This window comes from Neobacillus sp. OS1-2 (assembly GCF_030915505.1).
GTDB lineage: Bacteria > Bacillota > Bacilli > Bacillales > Cytobacillaceae > Neobacillus.
On record NZ_CP133265.1, the window covers coordinates 3009234 to 3033293 of the forward strand.

The following is a 24060-nucleotide window of genomic DNA, read 5'->3' on the forward strand; positions in this document are numbered from 1 at the left end:
CTTCCAGCACATATGTAGCAAAGAATTATGTTAATATGTATAGAGAGGAAAATTGATAATGGTTTAAAGAATTTTTCCAACCACAATGTAGGGAGGATTTTGAATTGAATAAGAATAGCATTGCTGTGCCACAAAATGGTGGGAGAGCTGCTTTATCGAGTTCTACTTTCTTTGCTGATTTAAGATCGCTTATTAAAGGACCTGTTTTAATCGCGAATGTGTTGCCTGTATTTACGGGTTTTTGGTTAGCACTTTATTTTACTGGAGCTTCTTTTGATGAGTATTGGGATGTATTTTTGCTGACGCTTACTGGCAGTACATTTGTTATGGCGGGAGCACTCGTGATCAATAATTGGTACGATGTTGATATTGACACGGTAATGGATAGAACGAAGAATCGGCCAACGGTGACGGGTCATTTTTCACTGAAAATGGTTTTAACCTTGGGAATTTCCTTTTCTTTAATTGGGTTTATCCTCTTGCTTTTTACAACAGTTGAAGCCGCCATATATGGGTTCGTCGGCTGGTTTACCTATGTAATCCTATATACGATGTGGTCAAAACGCCGCTATACGCTCAATACTGTCATCGGCAGTGTTTCAGGGGCTGTTACCCCTTTAATTGGCTGGACGGCGATTGAATCTGGTTTTCATATCATCCCGATTATGCTGGCACTCATTTTATTTATTTTTCAAATGCCCCATACCTTTGCAATTGCCATAAAGAAGTATGATGAATACAAAGCGGCGGGGGTTGCCATGCTTCCAGTTGTCTATGGATTACCAATGACAAAGCGGCAAATGGTGGTGTACGTTGCCTGTTTACTGCCACTACCATTTTATCTGGGATCACTGGGAACAACATTTGTTGTCCTTGCAACGATCCTCAATATTGGGTGGTTAGCAGTGAGTATTTATGGATTTTTCACGAAGAATGATCTTAAATGGGCACATGTGATTTTTCTTTATTCTGTAAATTATATAACCATTATGTTTCTTATGATGGTTATCGTTACAATGCCGATATTTAAGTAATGCCTATATTTTCATACAAATAGTTCAAAGCTGTTTCCTATGTATGCAAGCATATTGCCATACAATGGGACAGCTTTTTTTTATTTAGAATCCTAGGTTGTTCACAGATTTGTCATTTTTAATCTATTACTGATATTTCCCATAAAAATTCTATTTCACAAGAGTGAACCATTAAGAAAAAGAACGTTGAGACAGTGATAATAATGCTTTTTAAGAGTGCGGTAACAAATGAATCCTGTTGTATTTTTGCAAGTGAAATAGTAAGTAACCTGTTTCACCCTAGAAAAATTCTATTTACCGTGATTCAGTTCACTTCGTTGATAACTCTTCGCAATTATTATGTAAGTATGAAGAAGATAAAGGGGATGAAATGGGATGGCAGCTACAAAGGGTAAAAAAAATGAAGCGCATGAAGCTCCGCTAAAAGGAACCTGGATTTCTGTCAGTGTTGTCGGAGTAGTAATCCTTGCTACTTATTTATTGTTATACGGGCTATTTATGACGAGATTATAGGGGGGAAAAATGATGAAAATGCATCTTGATGAAAAGATATGGCTGACCTTAAGTTTTGGGATGATCATGATCTTTATGTTTATCACTGGCTACCAAGCGTTTGCTTATGACATGGAGCCGCCAAGTAATAAAGATATTATTGACCCGCAAAAGGTAGATCAAACAGCACCATTTGATAAGCCGGGGATTACTAAGATTGGTGAAAATGAATACGAAGTCGTTATGACATTGCAAGTATTTAGTTTTAATCCGGGTAATATTGAAGTTCCAGCCGGATCTACCGTACATTTTACTTTAACTTCTAAAGATGTTGTTCATGGTTTTGAGGTGGCTGAAACAAACTTAAACGCAATGGTAATGCCGGGACATGTTCAAAAAATCACCCAAAAATTTGATAAGCCCGGAACATATTTAGTGTTATGTAACGAATATTGCGGTGCTGGGCACCAAATGATGAGTACAACGATTACGGTTAAATAAAGGGGGGAAACAACATGCAAACAGCAAAATCTAAAGATTTAAAAGATAAAGCAAATAGGGCAATGGGAATTAGCAAAGAAGACGCCTTATTAACGAAATCATATATATTTGTAGCATTTATGGCCATACTTCTTGGCGGGATTTTAGGTCTTGTGCAAGGATTGAATCGTGCAGGATTGTTGGAATTACCGTCATGGGTTAACTATTATCAAGTGTTAACCGCACATGGTTTATTATTAGTTGTTGTATTAACTGCCTTCTTTACGATTGGATATTTTTACGCAGGAATGTCTCATACCTTAGGTGGTCTGCTTCCAAAAGTAAGAACGATGGCTTGGATTGGCTTTGGTTTGAAAATTATCGGTTTTGTATTAGCAGTGATCCCTATCATCATGGGTGATGCTTCTGTCATGTACACCTTCTATCCGCCAATGGCAGCTGCGCCAATGTTTTATATTGGTTTAGCATTAATTGTAGTTGGTGTTTGGATGTGTGCTTTCGGAGCTTTTATCCAAGTAGCCAATTGGAGAAAGAATCATAAAGGACAACATGTTCCAATTCTATCATACTTCGCTACTGGCGTATTTGTTCTATTATTCTTCGGTTCTGTACCTGTAGCGGTAGAAGTTATTGTGATGATTATTCCTTGGTCATTTGGCTGGGTAGAGACAATCAACGTTATGGTTGCTCGTACACTTTTCTGGGCTTTTGGTCATACATTAGTTAACATCTGGTATTTAACAGCTGTTTCTGCCTGGTATGTTATCGTACCAAAAATTATTGGCGGTAGACGCTGGAGTGATACACTAACACGTGTTGTTATTATTGCCTTGGTTGTCATGAATATTACTGGTGGATTCCATCACCAAATCGTTGACCCTGGAATCTCACCATCTGTTAAATTTATGCACGTATTTATGAGTTTAGCGATCGGTTTCCCTTCATTAATGACTGCATGGGCAATGTTCGCTGTATTTGAAAAAACAGCAAGAAAACAGGGTGGAAAAGGACTGATCGGCTGGTACAAAAAAATGCCATGGGGCGATGTTCGTTTCTTAGCTCCTATGATTGCAATGATTGCTTTCATTCCTGCAGGCGCTGGCGGTATTGCACAAAGTACGAACCAACTAGACCAAGTTGTGCACAATACGATGTGGATCGTTGGACACTTCCACTTAACATTAGGTATGTCTGTTGTCATGACGTTTTTCGGTATTAGCTATTGGTTAGTTCCTTATATTTCAAAACGTGTGTTAACACCACAAATCAATCGATTAGGTGTAATCCAAACGTGGATTTGGACAATTGGTATGATCTTTATGTCAGGATCCATGCACGCTGTGGGCTTACTTGGCTCACCACGTAGAACTTCCTTTACAACTTATGGAGACAATGCAACAGCGTTAAGCTGGAACCCATATTTATTATGCTTAGCTGTTGGCGGAACATTATTAATCATCGGTGTGTTACTTCAAGTGTATGCAGTAATCAATATGATGTTCTTTGCACCAAAAGGGGAAACTGAATTCCCGATTGCGGAAGAAGAAGAAAATGCAACGAAAACTCCATATTGGACAGAGCGTTGGGGAATGTGGATTGTTATCATGCTATTGGTTGTCGCCATGGCGTATGTCATCCCATTATCAGAGTTTATCGTAAATGCACCTCCAGGTTCACCACCATTCAAGACTTGGTAAAAAAGAAAAGCGGAAGCGCCTTGCTCAGGGGCTTATGCCCCCGAGACCTAAGCTGCTTGCGCTAGAAAGTTTGAAAAAGAGATAGCTCTAAAGTCAGGGCTATCTCTTTATGCATAAATCAACTGGAAAATAATAGATTTGGGAAGTGATCTTCATGATCAAAAATAGGCATACTACATTTGCGTGTTTGCTTGTTATCTTATTTGGCCTTGCACTGTTCTATTTCGGTACAGATGGATTTCAGGCCTTTACGGCTGAAACAGCGCGAGTAAATAAACTAATTGACGATAAACCAAAGTTTCCTGATGTAACCTTTGAGGATAGCAAGGGTCGGAAGTATTCAATTGAGGAATTTGAAGGCAAATATGTCTTTATTACCTTTCTCTATACTTCCTGCACAACGGTTTGCCCGCAATTGGAGATGAATATGTCTAAAGTATATGATAAGGTACCAAGCAAATATATCGGCAAAGATATTGTCTTTTTAAGTATAAGCTTTGATCCTGGTAGAGACGACCCGGCAACATTAGAAAAATACCGAACCTATTTTAATAGTGACGGCGAAACGTGGCGAATGGCAAGAATTAAGAATAAAGTGGAATTGGATTCACTTTTAAAAGCATTTGGGGTCATTGTCATCCCTGATGATAATGGCAGCTTCGCCCATAATTCCGCCTTCTATTTAGTGGATAAAAAAGGTACACTGCTCAATGTAATGGACTATAAAAAGGTGGACGAAGCCGCCAATAAGCTTACGGGCATTCTTGAAAAGGGAGCGAGGGAGTAACGATGAAGCAATTACTATATGGCTTATTGATCATACTTTTTCTCGCAATGCCTCCAGTAGCAAATTTAATGGAATCTGTCATGATTATACACATGCATATGCAAATGCCAATGCTGGTATTTGCGGGATTCCTTATGGCCCGTTTTTTTCAACTTCGTTTTCCACGTTTTTTTGAAAAATGGAATGGGAATGGCGTTCCCGGAATCTTATTATTTCTTATTACAGTATCCTATTGGACGATTCCAAGGGCAATGGATGAGGCCTTGACAGTACAGGCCATGGAGGTATTCAAATTTATCAGTTTGCCAATCTTGGCGGGAATTCCTCTTAGGGATAGTTGGAAAAGGCTTAAGCCAATGATCAAAAATCTTATTTTTTACTTCTTTATCGCGTTATTCACTGCAATGGGATGGCTATATATTGAAACACCGGTGCAATTATGTAACAACTACCTTGTTATTGAACAAATTACCCTCGGCTGGGGATTTGTGACAACAGCTATCTGTATCGTGATTTATTTGTTATATGCTGCCTTTGTTGATAAATCACAATACGAATGAAGGTTTAAACCCATTGATTCTTTGCCGAAGGAAATGCGAAAAGAACGAAACAACTAATCGATGAACTGAACGAAGAGAAATCTTAAATCAATTGCAAGAGTCCGATTGAAGTAAATCGGGCTCTTCAGCATTTTAACCCGCTGTACTGCGGAAATCCCCTAAAAAATAGTAATCATGTAAATTGGATTATAAAAATGTCATTAAATTAGAAGAATGCTCTAATAGTGAGGCGGGAAAGCTGGTATAATTGAACGATAAAGTTTCGTGATCTTTCAATTCGTTTTTATATAATAGTTCATCTTTTTATACAATCATAACTGGTAATATTGGCATGTTGGGAAAGGCAGAGAATGGATGAAGCTTCGAGTCAAAACATCAATAATAATAGGCATTACTATGTTGCTATTTCTAATCCTTCTTTTCATCGTTATTCGTCCTTATTTATTGAAGGATTCTGTTGAATTAGACAAACGGACGACACAAAAAGATATTGAGCGTGTGAAGAATCATCTATTATCTACTATGGATGTTTTAAATAGAACAAATCGTGATTGGGCAGTTTGGGATGATTCTTTTTCGTTTTTAACGGGTGATCATTCCGATTTTCCCAAAGTGAATCTGCAAAATGACACATTTGAAAACAATATGGTGAACTTTATCATTTATCTTAATAAGAAAAATGAATTAGTTTATCAGAGCGGGTATGACTTGCAGAGACACGAGCCACTGGAATTAGATGCTGATTTTTATCAAGTGTTTTTACCTATTATTCAGTCGAAAAGTAATCTTCATGACACGTTACTTGTATCGACAAACTTTGGTTTAACCATGTCCTCATTACAATCTGTTTATAGAAGCAATAATGGGGGACCGTCGCCCGGAACCCTCATCATGGGGAAAATGATCAGTGAAACTACGATTCGACAAATGGGGGAGGCGCTCTCCCTTCCACTTACCATTAAGGAAACTAAAAATCGGACCGCCCATTTGTTCGTGAACGTAAAGCCAATCAGCGAAACAAAAATAAGAGGATCGCTGTTTTTGAAGAGTTATTCTAATCAAAAAGCGTACGAAATAAGTCTTGTAAACAACAGAAGTTTCTACCTGCAAAAGAAGGTAAACATTAAACAGTTGTTCGTTTATTTAATTCTTACAACATTGTTCTTTATCATGATTATTATTGTTTTTTTAAATCATTTTGTTCTTACTCGGGTTCAAGATCTATCCTTACAGTTAAAAAATATTCAAAATCATAAGGATCTCAAATCAAGAATTAGACTTAGCAATAGGCAAAAGGACGAGCTGTTAAATCTAGAGGGTTCCATCAATAAAATGCTGGCATCACTGGAAGAAAAACATAATAATATCACAAATTTAGCTTTCTTTGATCAGTTAACGTCTATCCCAAATCGCTATATGTTTTTTAAGGAATTCACAAAACGTGTGGGCTTACATAATCAGTCATTTGCGGTTTTATTTTTTGACCTTGATGGTTTTAAATGGGTAAATGATTCCTTAGGCCATAAAATTGGGGATATCTTATTAAATAGGGTCTGCCAACGAGTTCTCCCTCTAATTGAAGAACAGGATGGCATTATGGCTCGATATGGCGGGGATGAATTTGTTATATTGCTCCAAAAAGGGAGCCGGGTGGAAATAGAAGAAGTAGCCCAAAAGGTTATGTCTGCGGTTGGAAAGGAATATCAAATCCACTCTTTTAAAACCTTTGTTACGGCAAGCATTGGTATTAGTATGTATCCTACTGATGGATATTCAATGGAACAATTATTGCAAAATGCCGATATAGCCATGTATGAAGCGAAAAGGAAAGGAAAAAATCAATTTATTTTTTTCCAGGACCTTACAAGCGATGATAGTTATAGGAACTTATTAGAGTTTGAAAAGGATTTAAAAGATGCACTTGTGAATCGTCAATTTGAATTATATTACCAGGTTATTGTAAATGGAGATAACAAACGAATTGCTGGAGTGGAGGCGCTTTTACGCTGGAATCACCCTACAAAGGGGATTATTCCACCTGCTACATTTATTCCCATTGCTGAGGAAACAGGGATGATGCCCTCCATCGGATTATGGGTTTTGGAAGATGCTGTGAAACAGGTGAAAAAATGGTATCAAAGTGGATACGATGATCTTGTCCTCTCGGTTAATATTTCAAAATCGCAAATGAAGGACAGCAGTTTTATTGAAAAGTTAGATCAAATTCTAACTAAATTTCAATTTCCAGCCCATATGCTACAATTAGAGATAACGGAAAGTGACATTGAACATTATCTTCGAGAAATTGATGAATTTACAAAGGAGTTAAAAAGTCGTGGGGTAAAAATTGCTTTAGATGATTTCGGGGTTGGAACTTCCTCACTCTTATATTTGAAAGAATTACCCATAGATGTCATAAAAATTGATCGAAGTTTTATTAAAGATGTTCCAATGCAATCCTTTGATAGCATTCTTCTGATGGGAATGTTGGAAATTTTTAGCGACTTAAACATGACAATTATTGTAGAGGGAATCGAGGAAGAAGCACAAATTGAGTTTATATGCTCAAAATTTCAGGCCAAATTGCAAGGCTATTATTTCAGCAGGCCTATACCGGCTGCAATGCTTGAATTAGAATTTTTAAATAAAAGGAGTGATGCATAATCATGCACACTCCTTTTCCTGTTTTATTTTACACAAAAGTAGGGAATATCGCGGGTGGAATGTTCTCAATTTGTTAATATTCCATTCATCAAAAAGAAGAATCATATGATATGGTTTAAGTAAGAAGTGAACTTTCGGAAGGAGGATTTACTAACATGAAAGCGCGATTAATTGAACCAAATAATGGTCGAAAAGTCCAAAAGGAAAAGGAAATCGTCAGGCAAATGATCGTACTGTACTGCCGGAAGAACCATCATCACAATGTGCTGTGTAAGGAATGTCTGGATTTAAAAAACTATGCGCTATTAAGGCTTTCATTCTGCCGTTTTGGCGAGGAAAAAACGGCCTGCTCTAACTGTAAGGTTCATTGCTATAAACCGAAATACCGGCAAAAGATGAAGGCTGTGATGCGATACTCAGGTCCATGGATGATGCTGTATCATCCCATTTATTCTGTGAAGCATTTATTAAATAGATAGAGAAACAAAAAAGGTGCATATCCCTTTTCCACACAGAATGTGGTCCGGGGGTATGCACTCTTTTTGATATGTTACCTTATACCCTTCATGAAGCCCTGAATTTTCGGAGATAGCATTAAAAGGATAATCCCTAGGACTATAGAGGCTCCGCCGATAAACCCAAAATAGGCCATTTCGGTCTCAGGTGTGTAAAATTTAACAATTTGCGCATTAATCGCTTGTGCTGCAGCACTAGATAGGAACCAAAGGCTCATGGTTTGTGCTGAGAATGCAGCAGGTGCTAATTTAGTAGTGGCTGATAATCCTACAGGTGATAAGCATAATTCACCAAGTACACATACTAAATAACTAATCACTAACCATAAAGGGTTTACCATGGAATCCGTGCCGCCGAAGTATGCTGGAAGCAGGATTACAATAAATGACAAACCAGCGAACAATAATGCGATGGAGAACTTTTGCGGTATTGTTGGTTCGCGTTTCCCTAATTTAACCCACATCCATGCGAATACAGGTGCTAATGTGATAATGAATAAAGGATTTAATGATTGGAACCATGCTGGTGAAATAGTTATGCCAGCGAAGTTAAGCTGTGTACGTGTATCCGCATAACTTGCAAGGATGGTTGAACCTTGTTCTTGGATCGCCCAAAACATAACAGAGGCGATAAAGAGCGGAATGTATGCAAGCAAACGTGAACGCTCTACACTTGTTGTATTTTTGCTGCGATACATGACAATGAAATAAAGTGTTGGAATTAAGAGACCAAGAATTCCAATTAGATTAACAAAAATGTCAAATGTTAAAATCCCTTTTGTAATAGTAATAGCAAAAATAATGGCAATGACGATAACGGCTAATCCAATAATGGTAAAGACTTTCTTTCTCTCAGCAGGAGAAAGTGGATTTCCAACTGTTTGACCAGCAAGTCCAAGGTTTTTTTTCTTTGTCGCCATAAACATGATAAGCCCTAAGAACATACCAACAGCGGCAATACCAAATCCTAAATGAAAACTTTGCTTATAAACAGATCCGACGATTAATGGGGAGATGAATGCACCAAGGTTAATCCCCATATAGAAGATACTAAATCCGGCATCACGACGATTATCCGTTTCACTGTACATCTCACCTACAACCGTTGACACGTTTGGTTTAAGCAAGCCTGTTCCAAGGACAATTAGAACCATGGAAACGAAGAATAGAGTGATAGTTCCAGGAATAGCAAGAGCAATGTGACCAAACATAATTAAAATACCGCCGATAAATACAGCTCTGGAGGCACCAAAAATACGGTCAGCCAGCCAGCCGCCAATAATACCGGACATATATACAAGGGATCCGTAAATGGACACGATCGAAAGGGAGAGGGTTTTATCCATCCCTAAGCCACCTTGTGAGACCTCGTAATACATGTAATAAACGAGGATTGCCTTCATTCCATAATAAGAAAAGCGTTCCCAGAATTCTGTGAAGAAGAGGGTAAAAAGACCTTTAGGATGCCCAAAAAATCCTTTCTGAGGTACACTCTCCGCAATTTTCTGTCTATTTATGTTTGACATTGTATAACCTCCTTTTGTTATTCTATAATACTTTTAGTATGTTTGAATTGTCAAAAACTTTTTTTGGAAAATAAGTTAGATATGGTTGAAAACCTTGATAATTCAATATAATTGAGGTTTGTTGAAGCAAAAGAAAGTTTTTTTAAAATAGTAAATAAATTCTGATTTAAATAACTTTTTACTTTGAGAGTTTAATAGTAAATTGGACATAAAAAAAGCCACGGGGATGTTCATCACCGGGGCTTCTAAGTCAATTAGGCACGGAACCATTCTAATTATCAGGAATAATAATATATTTGCAGGTACTACCTTTTAAATAGCGATAGATTATCTGTGCTTCATCGATATCATCCCTGCTAACTTCTAGGGTGGAAGGCATATCAGACCAAAAATGGGTTGATACGTTTATTTTAAGAGTATGAAGGAATTGTTCAATGTTAAGGTCTACTAAATGATATTTTTCACTAAACAGTATCCTGTTCCCTTTTATTAGGAAAAGTTTACATCTATGATCCTGTAGAGATTCTAGGACCACAATATTCTTATTCGCTTCTGTAAATTCAATCACTTTTTCATTAGTGAGAAGTGCTTGGATGGCGTCTGAATAGTCCCTGTATTTTGCCGCGGTTTCAAAATCAAACTTCATGGAGGCTTCTGCCATTTTTTGCTTCATTTCTTGTAATATAGTCATGTCTGTACCATTTAATATGGAAATGATTTTGTTCATGATTTTTTTATATTGTTCAATCGCAGAGTCAGAGAAACAGATCCCCATGCATAAACCTATTGACATGGGGAATTCTTATATGTAGTATTACTACAGCTTATTTTATAAAAGTCCTTTATCCCCTGTAATGCCTTTTCTACACTATGTTTACTCCTATATGGGCCAAAGTAAAGATTCTCATCCTTTTCTATACTAGGAGAAATTCCGATTCTTTCCAATCCATTATCTTTTTGAATCTTGATATAGGTATAGGATTTGGGATTTTTCATCATCTTATTGAAAAGCGGCTTTAATTCTCGAATTAATTTACATTCCAGCATAAATGCTTCGAATTCTGTATCTGTCAGGATGTAGGTAAAGTTCGCAATATTTGCTTTTAACTTTTGTACCTTTTGCGAATGTGCTTTCGAATTTTGAAAGTATGAACTGACCCGATTCTTAAGATTTTTCGCCTTCCCTACATAAATAATGCTTCCATAAGAATCTTCCATTAAATAAACACCAGGTGTTAAGGGAAGGTTCTTTACCTTTTCTTTTAAATTCATTTGCAGCTCCCCCAATACTCCCCTATTTTATCATAGCAAGGGAAAAGGGGTGAGGATCCTCTTAGGGGGATTTTCTCACGTAACCATCTTCTTTTTTAGTTGGGATATCTGTTATATAAAATGACAAGCAGTACTAACATTACGATGTCTAACCTGGCATTGAAGGCAAATTGGAGAATGCCTGTGTGTATGGATGGTAGTTTTGTTAATAGTAGGGCAGCAATCATGATGGCAATTAACGGAATCACCGCATTCTTTACCGCTATATTTAGTAAAATGAACATTCCACATCCTATCTCCAGTGCAACGATAACATGTAGCATGATGTGGGGATATGGAAGGCCTAAGTGAAGAAAGCCATTGGCCAATTCAGCACTCATTAGTTTCATTAACCCTGAAATGATAAATACGTACGCCACCGCATATCGAATAAATTTAATCATAGATAAAGAAGTATCCATGTCAAAACAACCCCCTCTATTAAACTGTATGTCCTATCGAGGACAAACATCACTTGAAGATGGTGCCTGACACCATTAAATGGTTATTTTAGTTGTAAATAGGAGCAATGGTGTCAGGCACCATTAATTTATTAAAAATAGGCAATTTAGTGTTTGACTTTGACGTTGCGTAAAGGTGTATGGTTGATGTATGAGGAGGTGATCAGATGGAGTATACCGTGCAGAAGCTGGCGCATTTAGCCGGGATTAGCACCAGAACTTTAAGATATTATGATGAAATTGATATTCTTAAGCCGGCAAGAATCAATTCGTCAGGATATAGGATTTATGGTCTGGCGGAGGTAGATCGTCTGCAGCAAATTCTGTTTTACCGGGAGCTAGGTGTGAGCTTGGACAGCATAAAGGAAATTATTACTGCCCCATCCTTTGATGGCGATGCTGCACTTCGTGAGCATCGTGAGAAACTCCTCGAGAAAAAGTCGCAATTAGAGTTATTAATTGCGAATGTGGATAAAACGATTGCCTTAAATGAAGGGAGAATAAACATGTCGAATAAAGAAAAGTTTGAAGGATTTAAGAAAAAAATGATTGATGATAACGAGAAAAAGTATGGTAAAGAAATCCGTGATAAATATGGTGACGATACTGTCGATGCTTCCAATGCAAAAGTTATGAATATGTCACAGGAGCAGCATGATGAGGTTACTGCCCTTGCGGAACAGCTCAAACAAACCTTAGCGGAAGCCTTTAAAACCGGGGATCCTGCAGGGAAGTTGGCACAAGAAGCTGCTGACCTACACAGACAATGGCTTTGCTATTATTGGAAGGAATACAGTAAAGAGGCCCATGCAGGCCTGGCACAAATGTATGTCGATGATGAAAGATTTACACTCTATTATGATCAAGAACAGCCTGGAACAGCCGAATTTTTACGAGATGCCATTCATATTTATACAGGAATAAAACAATAATCTTTAAAAATGGATGGAGATGAATCCCATCCATACGTTGAGAATTGTCTAGCTTCAGCGCCCTTCCGCTTTTCTTTGCATAGTATTCCTTTCCTTATTAAATACTTTAAACAGGACGTTTGATATGGAGAGGTGTGGAAGTGTGAAAAAAACAACACCGGTTTTTTGGGTAGCAGTTATTGTTTCAATACTATTTATTATTTGGGGCGTTATTCCCGCCCGAGTGTTGCCAACGGGTAATCTACAACATGTAACAAGTTTAATCCAAACTTCAATTATTGAGAAGTTTGGCTGGTTTTATCTTCTCTCCGCGACCATTTTTCTTGTCTTTGCCCTCGCGTTAATATTCACAAAGTATGGGAACATAAAGCTTGGGAAGGACACGGATGAGCCCGAGTTTTCCAGTATTACCTGGTTTGCGATGTTGTTTAGTGCAGGGATGGGTATAGGTCTCGTTTTTTGGGGAGTAGCTGAGCCTTTATCTCATTATCATCAACCACCCTCCGGTGAAGGAGAAACAACAGAGGCTGCAAGATTGGCCATCAGGTACTCCTTTTTCCATTGGGGGTTACACCCATGGGGCATTTATGCCGTAATAGGTCTAATTCTAGCTTATTTTAATTTCCGAAAAAATACAGCTGGAGTTGTTAGTCAAATTTTAAAGCCAATATTTGGTGACAGGGTGAATGGATCCTTAGGTGTATTATTCGATTTTATCGCTATTTTTGCCACTGTGTTCGGTGTGGCGACATCGTTGGGATTTGGTGCTTCTCAAATCAGTGGCGGCGCGTCTTATATGTTTCCGTCCATTCAAAATAATTTTACAACACAGCTTATGATTATCATCATTGTCACTGTACTTTATTTATTATCTGCCTCAACTGGTCTGGATAAAGGAATTGCGTTATTAAGTAATGTAAATATCATCCTGGCCATCGCATTAATGCTTTTTCTGCTATTTTCCGGACCCACAAATTTTATTATGGACTTGTTCACGACTACCATCGGGGGCTACCTACAAAATCTTACTTCCATGAGCTTTAGGCTGAGTCCATTTGAACAGAATACCTGGGTTCAAGATTGGACGATCTTTTATTGGGCATGGTGGATTGCCTGGGCGCCCTTTGTTGGAACCTTTATTGCACGTGTGTCGAAAGGAAGAACCATTAGGGAATTTGTTATTGGGGTTTTACTGGTTCCAACCTTGTTTGGTGCCCTATGGTTTTCAGTGTTTGGGGGTTCAGCGGTCTATCTAGAGTATTTTGAACATCAAAACATCATGGCTATTATTAATCAAAAAGGACAGGAAATTGCCTTGTTTTCTGTGTTGTCTCATTTTCCTTTGGGAAATATTATGTCATACATCGCAATCTTTCTAATTGGCACTTTTTTTATAACATCGGCAGATTCGGCAACATTCGTTTTAGGGATGCAGTCGACTGGTGGAAACCTAAATCCGCCCAACAGAGTAAAGTTAGTTTGGGGTCTTATTCAGTCCGCATCTGCTGCCGTATTACTTTGGGCAGGTGGATTAGAGGCACTGCAAACGGCTTCCATCATTGCAGCCTTCCCTTTCAGTATCATTATCCTCTTGATGATTCTATCGTTTGTTAAAATCCTAAAAACGGAAAGGATTCATCGAATTAAATATGCTGATAAACTAGAGCCTAAAGAAGACTAATATCATTGCAAAAATCTATGCCTGACGGAATTCGTGATAAAAAATGAATTTTGTTAGGTGTTTTTTTGTTCTTATGACAAATTTCGACAAACTTTCCTATATCATCTATGTCATAATTATCATAAAATTCATAACAGTAGTATAATATTTTAAAAGGCAGATTGAAAAGAATACATAAAGTAGGTGTAAATGTGAATAAAGACCCTATCCTTCAAATAAAGGACTTAAAGGTTTCATTCCAATCAGGTAAGAAATTTGTCGCTGCAGTAGATGGGATCAGTTTTGAATTGAAAGAGGGAGAAATTCTTGGGATTGTCGGCGAGTCCGGGAGCGGCAAAAGTGTGACATCATTAGCCACGATGGGACTTATCCCGTCTCCTCCAGGAAAAATTGAGCATGGAGAAATTATTTTTGAAGGAACAGACCTGAAAAATATTTCAGAAAAGGAATGGCGAAGAATCCGCGGAAATCAGATTTCGATGATTTTCCAAGAACCGATGACCTCGTTGAATCCTTTGTTTACGATTGGTAATCAGTTGATGGAAGCTATACGGTTACATACCGATCTCAATAAATCACAAGCAAAAGTACGAAGTATAGAATTACTAAGGCTTGTAGGCATTCCAAGAGCAGAAGGAATTCTTAAAGACCATCCACATCAGCTCTCAGGTGGAATGAGGCAGCGGGTCATGATTGCGATGGCGATGGCCTGTAATCCAAAGGTCCTGATTGCGGATGAGCCCACAACGGCTCTCGATGTTACTATCCAGGCACAAATACTGGCATTAATGAAGGATTTAAATCAAAAAACAAATACATCGATCATCCTCATTACCCACGATTTAGGTGTTGTAGCGGAAATTTGCGAGCGGGTCATTGTGATGTATTCAGGCCAAATCGTTGAACAGGGTGATGTCAGAAAAATACTAAAGGACCCGCAGCATCCATATACAAAGGGACTTTTGAAATCCGTCCCAGACCTAAGCAGAAAAAAGGATCGGCTCTATAGTATTCCGGGGACAGTTCCTGCTCCAGGAACAGTTCTAAAGGGCTGCAAATTCGCGGCCAGGTGTGCTGAGGTATTTGGTCAATGCCATGAAGAAACGCCGGAATTATATAATACGGAAAAAGACGGGCATGAAGTGCGCTGTTTCCTACATACCTTGAAGGAGGGGAGTGACAAACATGTCGGAGTTTCTTCTTGAAGTAAATGGTTTGAAAAAGTATTTTCCAATCACTGGTGGGCTTCTTGGGAGAAAACAAGGGGAAGTCAAAGCGGTTGATGATGTTTCTTTTTATGTAAAAAAAGGAGAGACACTTGGGATTGTAGGTGAAAGCGGTTGCGGGAAGTCCACGACTGGCCGATTACTCATGCGTTTGATTGAGGCTAGTGATGGAAGAATAATTTTCGAAGATAAAGAGATTACCAGTTTGTCAAAGTCAGAATTACGAAAAACACGTAGGGAAATACAAATGGTATTCCAGGATCCTTATGCTTCCTTAAACCCTAGGCATTCGATCGAGCAAATTCTTGAGGAGCCTCTGATTGTTCATGGAATCGGAACGAAAGAGGAGCGTAGGAAGCAGGTAAGAGAAATGCTGGAGGTTGTAGGCCTTAGCAGTTACCATGCTAAAAGGTATCCCCACCAGTTCAGCGGCGGGCAGCGCCAGCGGATTGGGATTGCCAAAGCATTGATGACAAAACCGAAACTAATTATTGCTGATGAACCGGTTTCCGCTCTTGACGTTTCGATTCAGGCCCAGGTTCTCAATCTGATGAAGGACATCCAAAAAGAATTCCAGCTTACATACATATTTATCGCACATGATTTAGGTGTAGTTCGACATATCAGTGACCGTGTAGGCGTGATGTATTTAGGCAGATTAATAGAATTAGCCGATAGTGAAGAACTCTATGAAAATCCACAGCATCCGTATACGAAGGCACTTCTTTCCGCTGTACCTGTGCCAGATCCTGATTTAAAGAAGAAAACCATATTAATTGAAGGGGAACTGCCAAGTCCGGCAAATCCTCCTTCAGGCTGTGCCTTCCATACAAGATGCGGACAGGTAATGGATATTTGTAAAACAGCTAGACCAGCAGAGCACGTAGAAAATGGTCATTTTGTGGCATGTCATTTATATAACAAATGATATGCAGCATTTATGATAAAACACAAATAATTAGGGGGTTAAAACGCTTATGAAGAAAAAGTCTTTTACACTGCTGTTGATTTCTTTATTAGCCATCAGCATGTTTTTAGTTGGCTGTAACAGCAAATCGAGCAGCGAGTCTGACGGCAAAAAAGAGCCAGCCACAAGCAATGGTTCCAAAAAGGATACACTTGTGTATGGCCGTGGTGGAGATTCCACTTCTTTGGATCCAATCACTACAACTGAGGGAGAAGCCTTTAAAGTCACTGAAAATATTTTCGAAACCTTACTTGAGTATGGCGAAAAAGATACTACTGTCCAACCGGGACTTGCTGAAAAGTGGGAGCCGTCTGAGGATGGATTAACGTACACATTCCACCTGCGTCAAGGAGTGAAATTCCATGACGGTACTGATTTTAATGCAGAGGCGGTTGTCTTTAACTTTGATCGCTGGATGAATGGGGATGAAGAGAAATTCCCTTATTACACCATGTTTGGCGGCTATAAAGCGGATGAAGGGCATGTCATTAAAGAAGTGAAAGCGCTTGATGAGTACACAGTCCAGTTCGTCTTGAAACGTCCGCAGGCCCCTTTCTTGAAAAACTTAGCGATGTCGCCATTTGGAATTGCCAGTCCTGAAGCTGTTAAAAAGTGGGGCGATGATTTCAGAAGCCATCCGGTTGGAACCGGTCCATTTAAATTTGTTGAATGGAAAAAGAAAGACCGTATTGTCGTTGAAAAAAATCCAGACTACTGGCAAGAAGGTTTACCGAAGTTAAACAAAATCATCTTCCGTGTTATTCCGGAAAATGCTGCACGTTTAAATGCTCTTTCAAAAGGTGAAATCGATGTAATGGATGGATTGAATAATTCTGATGAAGCAACAGTTAAGTCTGATGACAAGCTGCAAATTATCGAACGTCCATCAATGAACGTTGGTTATATTGGATTAACAAATACACGCAAACCATTTGATAATAAGCTTGTTCGTCAGGCAATTAATTATGCTATTGATAAAAAGTCTATCATTGATGCGTTCTATGGCGGCAAAGCACTTCCAGCTAAAAACCCTATGCCACCTTCCATTGAAGGATATAACGACGCCATTGAAGAGTATCCATATGATTTAGAAAAGGCAAAAGCGCTATTGAAGGAAGCAGGTTATGAAAAAGGTTTTAAAATGGATTTATGGGCAATGCCTGTAGCTCGTCCATATATGCCTGAAGCACAGAAGGTTGCTGAAGTAATCCAAGAAAGCTTAAGCAAAATTGGCGTAACTGCAGAAATCAAATCAGTAGACTGGGCCACTTATTTAGAAAAAGCAACAAAAGGAGAGTTTGATGCCTTTATGCTTGGCTGGACAGGTGACAATGGTGACCCTGATAACTTCATTTACACATTGCTTGATAAAGATGCCATTGGCAGCAACAACTACTCTTACTACAGCAATGATGAACTACACAACATCTTAATTGAAGCGCAAACAGAAACAGATCAAGCAAAACGGAACGAGCTTTATAAAAAGGCTCAAGAAATCATCCATGATGATGCACCTTGGGTACCGCTTGTACACTCAACACCACTATTAGCGGCGTCTAAAGATGTACTGAATTACATCCCGCATCCAACTGGATCAGAATGCTTAAGTAAAGTGGAATTTAAATAGTAATGGGGGAAAAGGGGAGGGAGCATTGCCTCCCCTTTTCTTACCATTAGGCGGAGAGATGGCTCTGTTTAGGGTGAAAATCCGATGGAACATCGAAGTACAGGGGTTCTATTTTCGTATTTTTTTCAAAAGAGGTGATGGTTATGTTAACGTATACAGTCCGGCGAATACTAGCCTTAATTCCAGTATTAATCGGAATGACCCTTGTTGTTTTTGCCATTATTCATGCAATTCCGGGGAATCCGGCACAAGTTATTCTTGGGCAAAGGGCAACGCAGGAAGCAGTTGCCAATTTGACAGCTCAATTAGGGCTGGACAGGCCTTGGTACATACAATATTTCGATTATATAAAATCTCTTTTACATGGGGATTTAGGTGTTTCTCTGGAGACAAGGTTACCGATTAATGAAGAAATATGGCCTTACCTGGCCGCCACATTGGAATTAACCATTGTTGCGATGATTATCGCCATTGTTATTGGCGTCAATGCTGGTATTATTAGTGCCTGGTTTTCAAATTCATGGTTTGATTATACTGCCATGATTCTTGCCTTAATTGGTGTATCGATGCCGATTTTTTGGCTTGGTTTAATGGAACAATGGGCTTTTTCCATTGAGTTAGGCTGGCTTCCGACAACAGGAAGAGAGGATGTTCGGGATCCGATCACAGCAATAACTAATCTTTATATGATTGATACCTTATTACAAGGCAATTTTACTCAATTTATTACGGTCATCAAGCATCTCATTTTACCGAGTATTGCCCTTGCCACTATCCCGATGGCGATTATCGCAAGGATGACCCGTGCCACGATGCTTGAGGTAATGAAATCAGATTACATTCGTACTGCTAGAGCAAAAGGATTAAGAATGTTTTGGGTCGTGTACAAGCACTCGCTCAAAAATGCCATCATTCCTGTGCTCACAGTTATTGGATTGCAGACAGGGCTGCTACTAGGTGGAGCGATCCTAACAGAAACGATCTTTAGCTGGCCGGGCATTGGCCGCTATTTATACGACGCCATTGGCTACCGTGATTATCCGGTCATTCAGTCTGGAATTTTAATTATTGCGGCTATATTTGTCCTTATCAATCTAATCGTTGACCTATTGTATGTCATAGTGGATCCAAGAATTAAATTTACAAAATAAGGAGGGGATCAAAAGTGGCAGAATTAGCAAAAAACATTGCAGACATCGCGGTTGCACCTGCCGAGGAAAAGCTGGTACCACCATGGAAAGAGGCATGGCAATCCTTTTATAAAAATCGCTTAGCCCTTGCAGGATTATGTATCGTTTTATTTTTTATCATTTTAGCCATCATCGCTCCTTTGATTGCTCCATATGGATTTAAGGAACAGGTATTAGCTGATCGGATGCAGGCACCATCAAGTAAACATTGGTTCGGAACCGATGATTTTGGCCGTGATATTTTTTCTCGTGTGATCTACGGGGCAAGAATTTCTTTATGGGTCGGATTTTTCTCAGTGTTAGGATCTGTTGTTTTTGGAACATTGCTTGGTATTGTGGCAGGTTACTATGGGCGCTGGGTCGATGCGATCATTTCCCGAATCTTTGATGTTATGCTTGCCTTTCCAAGTATCCTTTTAGCGATTGCCGTTGTTGCAATCCTTGGACCATCCCTGAAAAATGCGCTCATTGCGATCGCTGTTATCAACATCCCTAATTTTGGCCGGCTTGTCAGATCAAAGGTTTTAAGTGTGAAACAAGAGGAATATATTATGGCAGCTAGAGCTGTTGGAATGAAGGACACAAGAATTCTTCTGAGACATATTCTGCCTAACAGTATTTCTCCGGTAATTGTCCAAGCAACATTGGCGATTGCCACTGCCATTATCGAAGCCGCTGCTTTAGGCTTTCTAGGCTTAGGTGCTCAACCGCCAACGCCTGAATGGGGGAAAATGCTCGCCGATTCGAAAAACTACATTACCAATGCCCCTTGGACATTATTTTTTCCGGGGATGGCTATTATGCTGACGGTACTTGGATTTAACCTAATGGGTGATGGACTCCGGGATGTTCTCGATCCGAAAATGAAAAACTAGGCGGTGACAATCACCGCCTAGTTTTTTTACAATTTGAAGTATGTTTAGCATTGATTATTACATCAATAATAATCATACTTATCCCAGCATAACCACTTGAGATTGTTGTTTTTTAACACGATTTAGAGATATAATAATCCCAATTTAAAAACTGAAATTTCTTAATTTAGATTAATAGGGGGATCGGAAAGATTGACTAATAAAAGCATTGTTTTTATCGGATTTATGGGTGTCGGAAAAACGACAATCGGCAGAATGGTTGCAGAAAAACTTGGTCGTGAATTTATTGATGTCGACGAGGAAATAGAAAAAGAGTATGAAATGAGGATTTCAGATATTTTTGAAAAAATCGGAGAACGGGCTTTTCGAGATAAAGAAAAAAGTGTTATCACCAGTCTATGCGAACAAACGAATAAGGTTTTGTCTTTAGGTGGCGGTGCCTTTTTGCAAGAAGACATTAGAGAGCTGTGCATGGCTTCCAGTTATGTTATTTTACTAGACTTGTCATTTGAAAAATGGAAAGAGCGGATCAATCTAATTATAAACAGCCGCCCGGTATTGCAAGGAAAGTCATTAGCAGAAATGGAGGAGCTCTTTTATAAAAGGCAGGAAGTGTATGCAAAGCATCATTTGAAAGTGATTACGGATGGTCATACTCCTGGGGAAATAGCCGATCTAATCATAAATACAGTAATAGAGAAGGGTAGATAATGAAAAAAACAGTAACAGTAAGAGGAATTACAATTGGTGAAGGGGCACCAAAAATTTGTGTCTCTTTAATAGGAAGAACGAAAACCGAGTTAATCGAGGAGACTGCATTTTTAAAAACATTAGATTTGGATATTGTGGAATGGCGGGCAGATTTTTTTAATCATGTAGAGAGTATGATAAACGTGAAAGAGGCCCTTGGTGAAATACGTGCTATTCTAGCAGATATGCCGCTAATTTTTACGTTCAGAAGTAAAAAGGAAGGCGGCGAAAAAGAAATAAGCAATAAATATTACATTGAATTAAATAAAGCAATGGCTGAAAGCGGTATGGTTGATATCATTGATATAGAGTTGTTTAATGAAGAAATCGAAGTGAAGGCCCTAATTAACACTGCGCATGCAAATGACGTTTTTGTTATTCTTTCTAATCATGATTTCATTAAGACTCCATCGCGAGAGGAAATAGTGGAACGATTAAGGAAGGCGCAGGAATGGGGAGGAGATTTACCAAAAATTGCCGTCATGCCGGCTAATTCCTCGGATGTCCTGACTTTATTGGAAGCAACCAATACAATGAATGAAAACTATGCAGACAGGCCATTTATTACGATATCTATGGGAACTAAGGGGATTATCAGCCGCCTTGCAGGGGGATCGTTTGGATCAGCCATAACCTTTGGAGCTTCAGGGAAGGGATCGGCACCAGGTCAAATTGGAGTGAATGAATTAAGAAATATTTTAAACCTACTTCAATAATCTTATAAAAGGACAGCAATCCATTTTCAAAAAGGATGCTGTTTTTTTAATTATCATGCATAAAAATTGTATCTAAATTTACACCAATATGAAAACGTTTTCATTACTAAACTTGATTATTTTCAGTAAACGCAAAAAATTAAGTCATTTTAATATTGAATAATTATATACATGTATGTATAATAATTCATTATATAAGCAACGTGGGAGTTGAAGAAATGAAGGCTGCAATTATTGGTGGCACAGGTTATGGGTCAATTGAGTTAGTCAGGTTATTAAATAAACACCCTTACATGGAGGTTGGTTCTGTCGTTTCTAACTCCCAAGCAGGGTTTAATTTTAGCGATGTGTATCCGCACCTTTCTAATATAATTGTTCAACCGCTTGAAACATTTAATGCAGATAGATTAAGTGAAGAAAATGACATTGTCTTTTTTGCAACACCATCAGGGGTAAGCAGCAAGCTTGTTCCAAAGATGATGGAAAAAGGTAAAAAGTGTATAGATCTATCTGGAGATTTTCGTCTAAGGAGTGCTGAAGAATATGTGTCATGGTATAAGCATTCACCTGCCTCAGAGGACTATTTAAAACAGGCAACATACGGATTAACTGAAATTTATTCAGAAGAAATAAAAACTGCTAATCTGCTAGCTAATCCAGGCTGCTACCCTACTGCAACGACACTTGGCTTAATACCAATTGTAAAAAAAGGGTTTGTAGATGAAAAGTCAATCATCATTGATGCAAAATCAGGTGTAACTGGTGCAGGCAGGGGCCTTACATTAACTTCACATTATGCGGAAATAAATGATAATGTCAGAGCTTATAAGCTGGGAGCGCATCAACATATTCCCGAAATTGAGCAAGTCCTTCAAGATGAAACAGGGATAGAGATCGCCATTACTTTCTCGACACATTTGGTTCCGATGTCACGCGGTATTATGTGTTCGATGTATATGAATCTAAAAGATTATATTTCAACAGAGGAAGTTATAGAAATTTATACTCAATATTATGAAAAGCATCCCTTTGTGAGGGTTCGGCCTATTGGAAATGTTCCAACCACTAAAGAGGTACTTGGCAGTAATTTTTGTGATATCGGCCTTTATGTGGATCCACGAACTAATCGCTTAACGGTCATTTCCGTCATCGATAATTTAGTAAAAGGGGCAGCTGGTCAGGCAATTCAAAATGCAAATGTAATGAACGGATGGGATGAACGGACAGGACTTACAGATATTCCATTGTATCCTTAAAATTCATAAATTATTAGATACCTAGTTATACGACCAAAGGGAAAATAAGGGGGAAATAAAATTGGCGCAAGCAACATCAGTAAATGAAATTGTTGTTCTAGAGGATGGGAGTATAACAGTTCCACAAGGGTACAAAGCAGGCGGAATGCACTGTGGTATTAAAAGAAAACGACTTGATCTTGGGTATATTGTTTCTGAAGTGCCAGCCACGGTTGCCGGTGTGTATACCACAAATATTTTCCAAGCGGCACCATTACTTGTTACGCAAGAAAGTATTGCAAAAGAAAATAAAGCCCAAGCGATCCTCGTGAATTCTGGTAATGCCAATGCTTGCACTGGCGAGCAAGGAGTAGCTGATGCACTGGCTATGCAAAAAGGATTTGCAATCGAATTAGGAATTCCAGAACATCTGGTTGCTGTCACATCCACAGGGGTTATTGGAGAACTGTTGCCAATGGATAAAATTGAAACTGGTATTAAGCAAATCCTCCAGGAAGAATATGAAAACGAAGAAAACTTCAAACAAGCCATTTTAACAACTGATACATGTACAAAACAGATTGCTGTACAGTTTACCATTGATGGTAAACAAGTGAGCATCGGAGGGACTTCTAAGGGATCGGGAATGATTCATCCAAATATGGCGACGATGCTTGGCTTTGTTACAACAGATGCAAGTGTTGCCCAGGAAGACCTTCTACATGCATTAAGAGAGGTAACCAATACCACATTTAATATGATAACCGTCGATGGAGACACCAGCACGAACGACATGGTGTTAGTCATGGCAAACGGTTTAGCTGACAATAAGCAACTGACGATGGACCATCCAGAATGGGGCATTTTTAAACAGGGTTTACAAATCGTTTGCGAATCACTAGCTAAAAAAATTGCCCGTGACGGCGAAGGAGCAACTAAACTAGTTGAGGTGCAAGTTGAGGGGGCTTTTAGTCTAAATGCAGCTAGAGCAGTAGGAAAATCAATTATTTCTTCTAATCTTGTAAAAACAGCTATTTACGGTACAGATCCAAATTGGGGAAGAATTGTAACGGCTGCCGGTTACAGTGGGGTTCCAATCGAGCCGAATTTATTGGAGGTTTCTTTAGGGCAATACAAAGTATTTGAAAAAGGGCTGCCTTGTCCGATTGATGAAGAGGAAGTAAAAGGCTATTTGGAAAATGAAAATGTTGTGATTCAAGTTCATTTACATCAAGGCGAGTACAGCGCAACTGCTTGGGGATGCGACCTTACTTACGACTATGTAAAAATTAACGCATCTTACCGCACTTAAG

23 protein-coding genes are annotated in these 24060 nt (G+C 38.8%); 19 read left to right on the forward strand and 4 right to left on the reverse strand.

The features are described from left to right. Positions 1–104: 104 nt before the first annotated feature. From cyoE to RCG19_RS14820, 8 genes are all read left to right on the forward strand, one after another. On the forward strand, positions 105–1034 hold the full coding sequence (gene cyoE / locus RCG19_RS14785; RefSeq protein WP_308107766.1) for a heme o synthase: 930 nt from the start codon (positions 105–107) through the stop codon (positions 1032–1034). A gap of 375 nt (positions 1035–1409) precedes the next feature. Next, positions 1410–1547, forward strand: a complete 138-nt coding sequence (locus RCG19_RS14790; protein WP_166246427.1) for a cytochrome c oxidase subunit 2A — start codon at positions 1410–1412, stop codon at positions 1545–1547. Between the two features lie 12 nt (positions 1548–1559). Next, entirely contained in the window at positions 1560–2027 is a 468-nt protein-coding gene (locus RCG19_RS14795) for a cytochrome c oxidase subunit II (RefSeq protein WP_308111002.1), read from the forward strand. A gap of 14 nt (positions 2028–2041) precedes the next feature. Next, positions 2042–3724, forward strand: coding sequence for a cbb3-type cytochrome c oxidase subunit I (locus RCG19_RS14800; protein WP_166246425.1), 1683 nt, complete (start codon positions 2042–2044; stop codon positions 3722–3724). A gap of 154 nt (positions 3725–3878) precedes the next feature. Further along, positions 3879–4511, forward strand: coding sequence for an SCO family protein (locus tag RCG19_RS14805; RefSeq protein ID WP_166246423.1), 633 nt, complete (start codon positions 3879–3881; stop codon positions 4509–4511). 2 nt (positions 4512–4513) lie between these two features. Then, on the forward strand, positions 4514–5071 hold the full coding sequence (locus RCG19_RS14810; protein WP_166246421.1) for a hypothetical protein: 558 nt from the start codon (positions 4514–4516) through the stop codon (positions 5069–5071). Positions 5072–5467: 396 nt separating this feature from the next. Beyond that, complete coding sequence (locus tag RCG19_RS14815) at positions 5468–7735, forward strand: EAL domain-containing protein (protein WP_308107767.1); 2268 nt, start codon at positions 5468–5470, stop codon at positions 7733–7735. Between the two features lie 155 nt (positions 7736–7890). Beyond that, the gene (locus tag RCG19_RS14820) at positions 7891–8214 is read left to right on the forward strand and encodes a nitrous oxide-stimulated promoter family protein (protein ID WP_308107768.1); all 324 of its coding nucleotides are present in this window, start codon (positions 7891–7893) and stop codon (positions 8212–8214) included. A gap of 71 nt (positions 8215–8285) precedes the next feature. On the opposite strand, the gene RCG19_RS14825 is transcribed toward RCG19_RS14820, so the two are convergent. The 4 genes from RCG19_RS14825 to RCG19_RS14840 all read right to left on the reverse strand — a co-directional run bounded on the left by RCG19_RS14825 (position 8286) and on the right by RCG19_RS14840 (position 11509). Beyond that, positions 8286–9776, reverse strand: coding sequence for a peptide MFS transporter (locus RCG19_RS14825; protein ID WP_308107770.1), 1491 nt, complete (start codon positions 9774–9776; stop codon positions 8286–8288). Between the two features lie 271 nt (positions 9777–10047). After that, a complete protein-coding gene (locus RCG19_RS14830; RefSeq protein ID WP_308107771.1) occupies positions 10048–10569 on the reverse strand; it encodes a UvrB/UvrC motif-containing protein in 522 nt (173 codons plus the stop codon). Further along, positions 10560–11048, reverse strand: coding sequence for a GIY-YIG nuclease family protein (locus tag RCG19_RS14835; RefSeq protein WP_308107772.1), 489 nt, complete (start codon positions 11046–11048; stop codon positions 10560–10562). Before RCG19_RS14835 ends, RCG19_RS14830 begins: the two co-directional genes overlap by 10 nt. A gap of 95 nt (positions 11049–11143) precedes the next feature. Beyond that, entirely contained in the window at positions 11144–11509 is a 366-nt protein-coding gene (locus RCG19_RS14840) for a DoxX family protein (protein ID WP_166246400.1), read from the reverse strand. 206 nt (positions 11510–11715) lie between these two features. Between RCG19_RS14840 and RCG19_RS14845 the strand changes: the two genes are divergently transcribed. The 11 genes from RCG19_RS14845 to argJ all read left to right on the forward strand — a co-directional run bounded on the left by RCG19_RS14845 (position 11716) and on the right by argJ (position 24059). Further along, positions 11716–12480 carry a MerR family transcriptional regulator gene (locus RCG19_RS14845; RefSeq protein WP_308107773.1) on the forward strand — a complete coding sequence of 255 codons (765 nt, stop codon included), beginning with the start codon at positions 11716–11718 and terminating at the stop codon, positions 12478–12480. Between the two features lie 142 nt (positions 12481–12622). Beyond that, positions 12623–14161 carry a glycine betaine uptake BCCT transporter gene (locus RCG19_RS14850; RefSeq protein ID WP_308107774.1) on the forward strand — a complete coding sequence of 513 codons (1539 nt, stop codon included), beginning with the start codon at positions 12623–12625 and terminating at the stop codon, positions 14159–14161. A 191-nt stretch (positions 14162–14352) separates the two neighbouring features. Continuing rightward, on the forward strand, positions 14353–15366 hold the full coding sequence (locus tag RCG19_RS14855) for an ABC transporter ATP-binding protein (RefSeq protein WP_166244796.1): 1014 nt from the start codon (positions 14353–14355) through the stop codon (positions 15364–15366). Further along, on the forward strand, positions 15347–16315 hold the full coding sequence (locus tag RCG19_RS14860) for an ABC transporter ATP-binding protein (RefSeq protein WP_166244798.1): 969 nt from the start codon (positions 15347–15349) through the stop codon (positions 16313–16315). Before RCG19_RS14855 ends, RCG19_RS14860 begins: the two co-directional genes overlap by 20 nt. A gap of 49 nt (positions 16316–16364) precedes the next feature. Beyond that, the gene (locus RCG19_RS14865) at positions 16365–17981 is read left to right on the forward strand and encodes an ABC transporter substrate-binding protein (RefSeq protein ID WP_308107775.1); all 1617 of its coding nucleotides are present in this window, start codon (positions 16365–16367) and stop codon (positions 17979–17981) included. A 143-nt stretch (positions 17982–18124) separates the two neighbouring features. Further along, positions 18125–19132 carry an ABC transporter permease gene (locus RCG19_RS14870; protein WP_308107776.1) on the forward strand — a complete coding sequence of 336 codons (1008 nt, stop codon included), beginning with the start codon at positions 18125–18127 and terminating at the stop codon, positions 19130–19132. A 14-nt stretch (positions 19133–19146) separates the two neighbouring features. Next, on the forward strand, positions 19147–20046 hold the full coding sequence (nikC, locus tag RCG19_RS14875) for a nickel transporter permease (RefSeq protein WP_308107777.1): 900 nt from the start codon (positions 19147–19149) through the stop codon (positions 20044–20046). Between the two features lie 192 nt (positions 20047–20238). Next, positions 20239–20757, forward strand: a complete 519-nt coding sequence (locus tag RCG19_RS14880) for a shikimate kinase (protein ID WP_308107778.1) — start codon at positions 20239–20241, stop codon at positions 20755–20757. Further along, positions 20757–21512, forward strand: coding sequence for a type I 3-dehydroquinate dehydratase (gene aroD, locus RCG19_RS14885; protein ID WP_308107779.1), 756 nt, complete (start codon positions 20757–20759; stop codon positions 21510–21512). Before RCG19_RS14880 ends, aroD begins: the two co-directional genes overlap by 1 nt. A 218-nt stretch (positions 21513–21730) precedes the next feature. Further along, positions 21731–22768, forward strand: a complete 1038-nt coding sequence (argC, locus tag RCG19_RS14890) for an N-acetyl-gamma-glutamyl-phosphate reductase (protein WP_308107780.1) — start codon at positions 21731–21733, stop codon at positions 22766–22768. Between the two features lie 61 nt (positions 22769–22829). Next, on the forward strand, positions 22830–24059 hold the full coding sequence (gene argJ / locus RCG19_RS14895; RefSeq protein ID WP_308107781.1) for a bifunctional glutamate N-acetyltransferase/amino-acid acetyltransferase ArgJ: 1230 nt from the start codon (positions 22830–22832) through the stop codon (positions 24057–24059). Position 24060 lies beyond the last annotated feature (1 nt).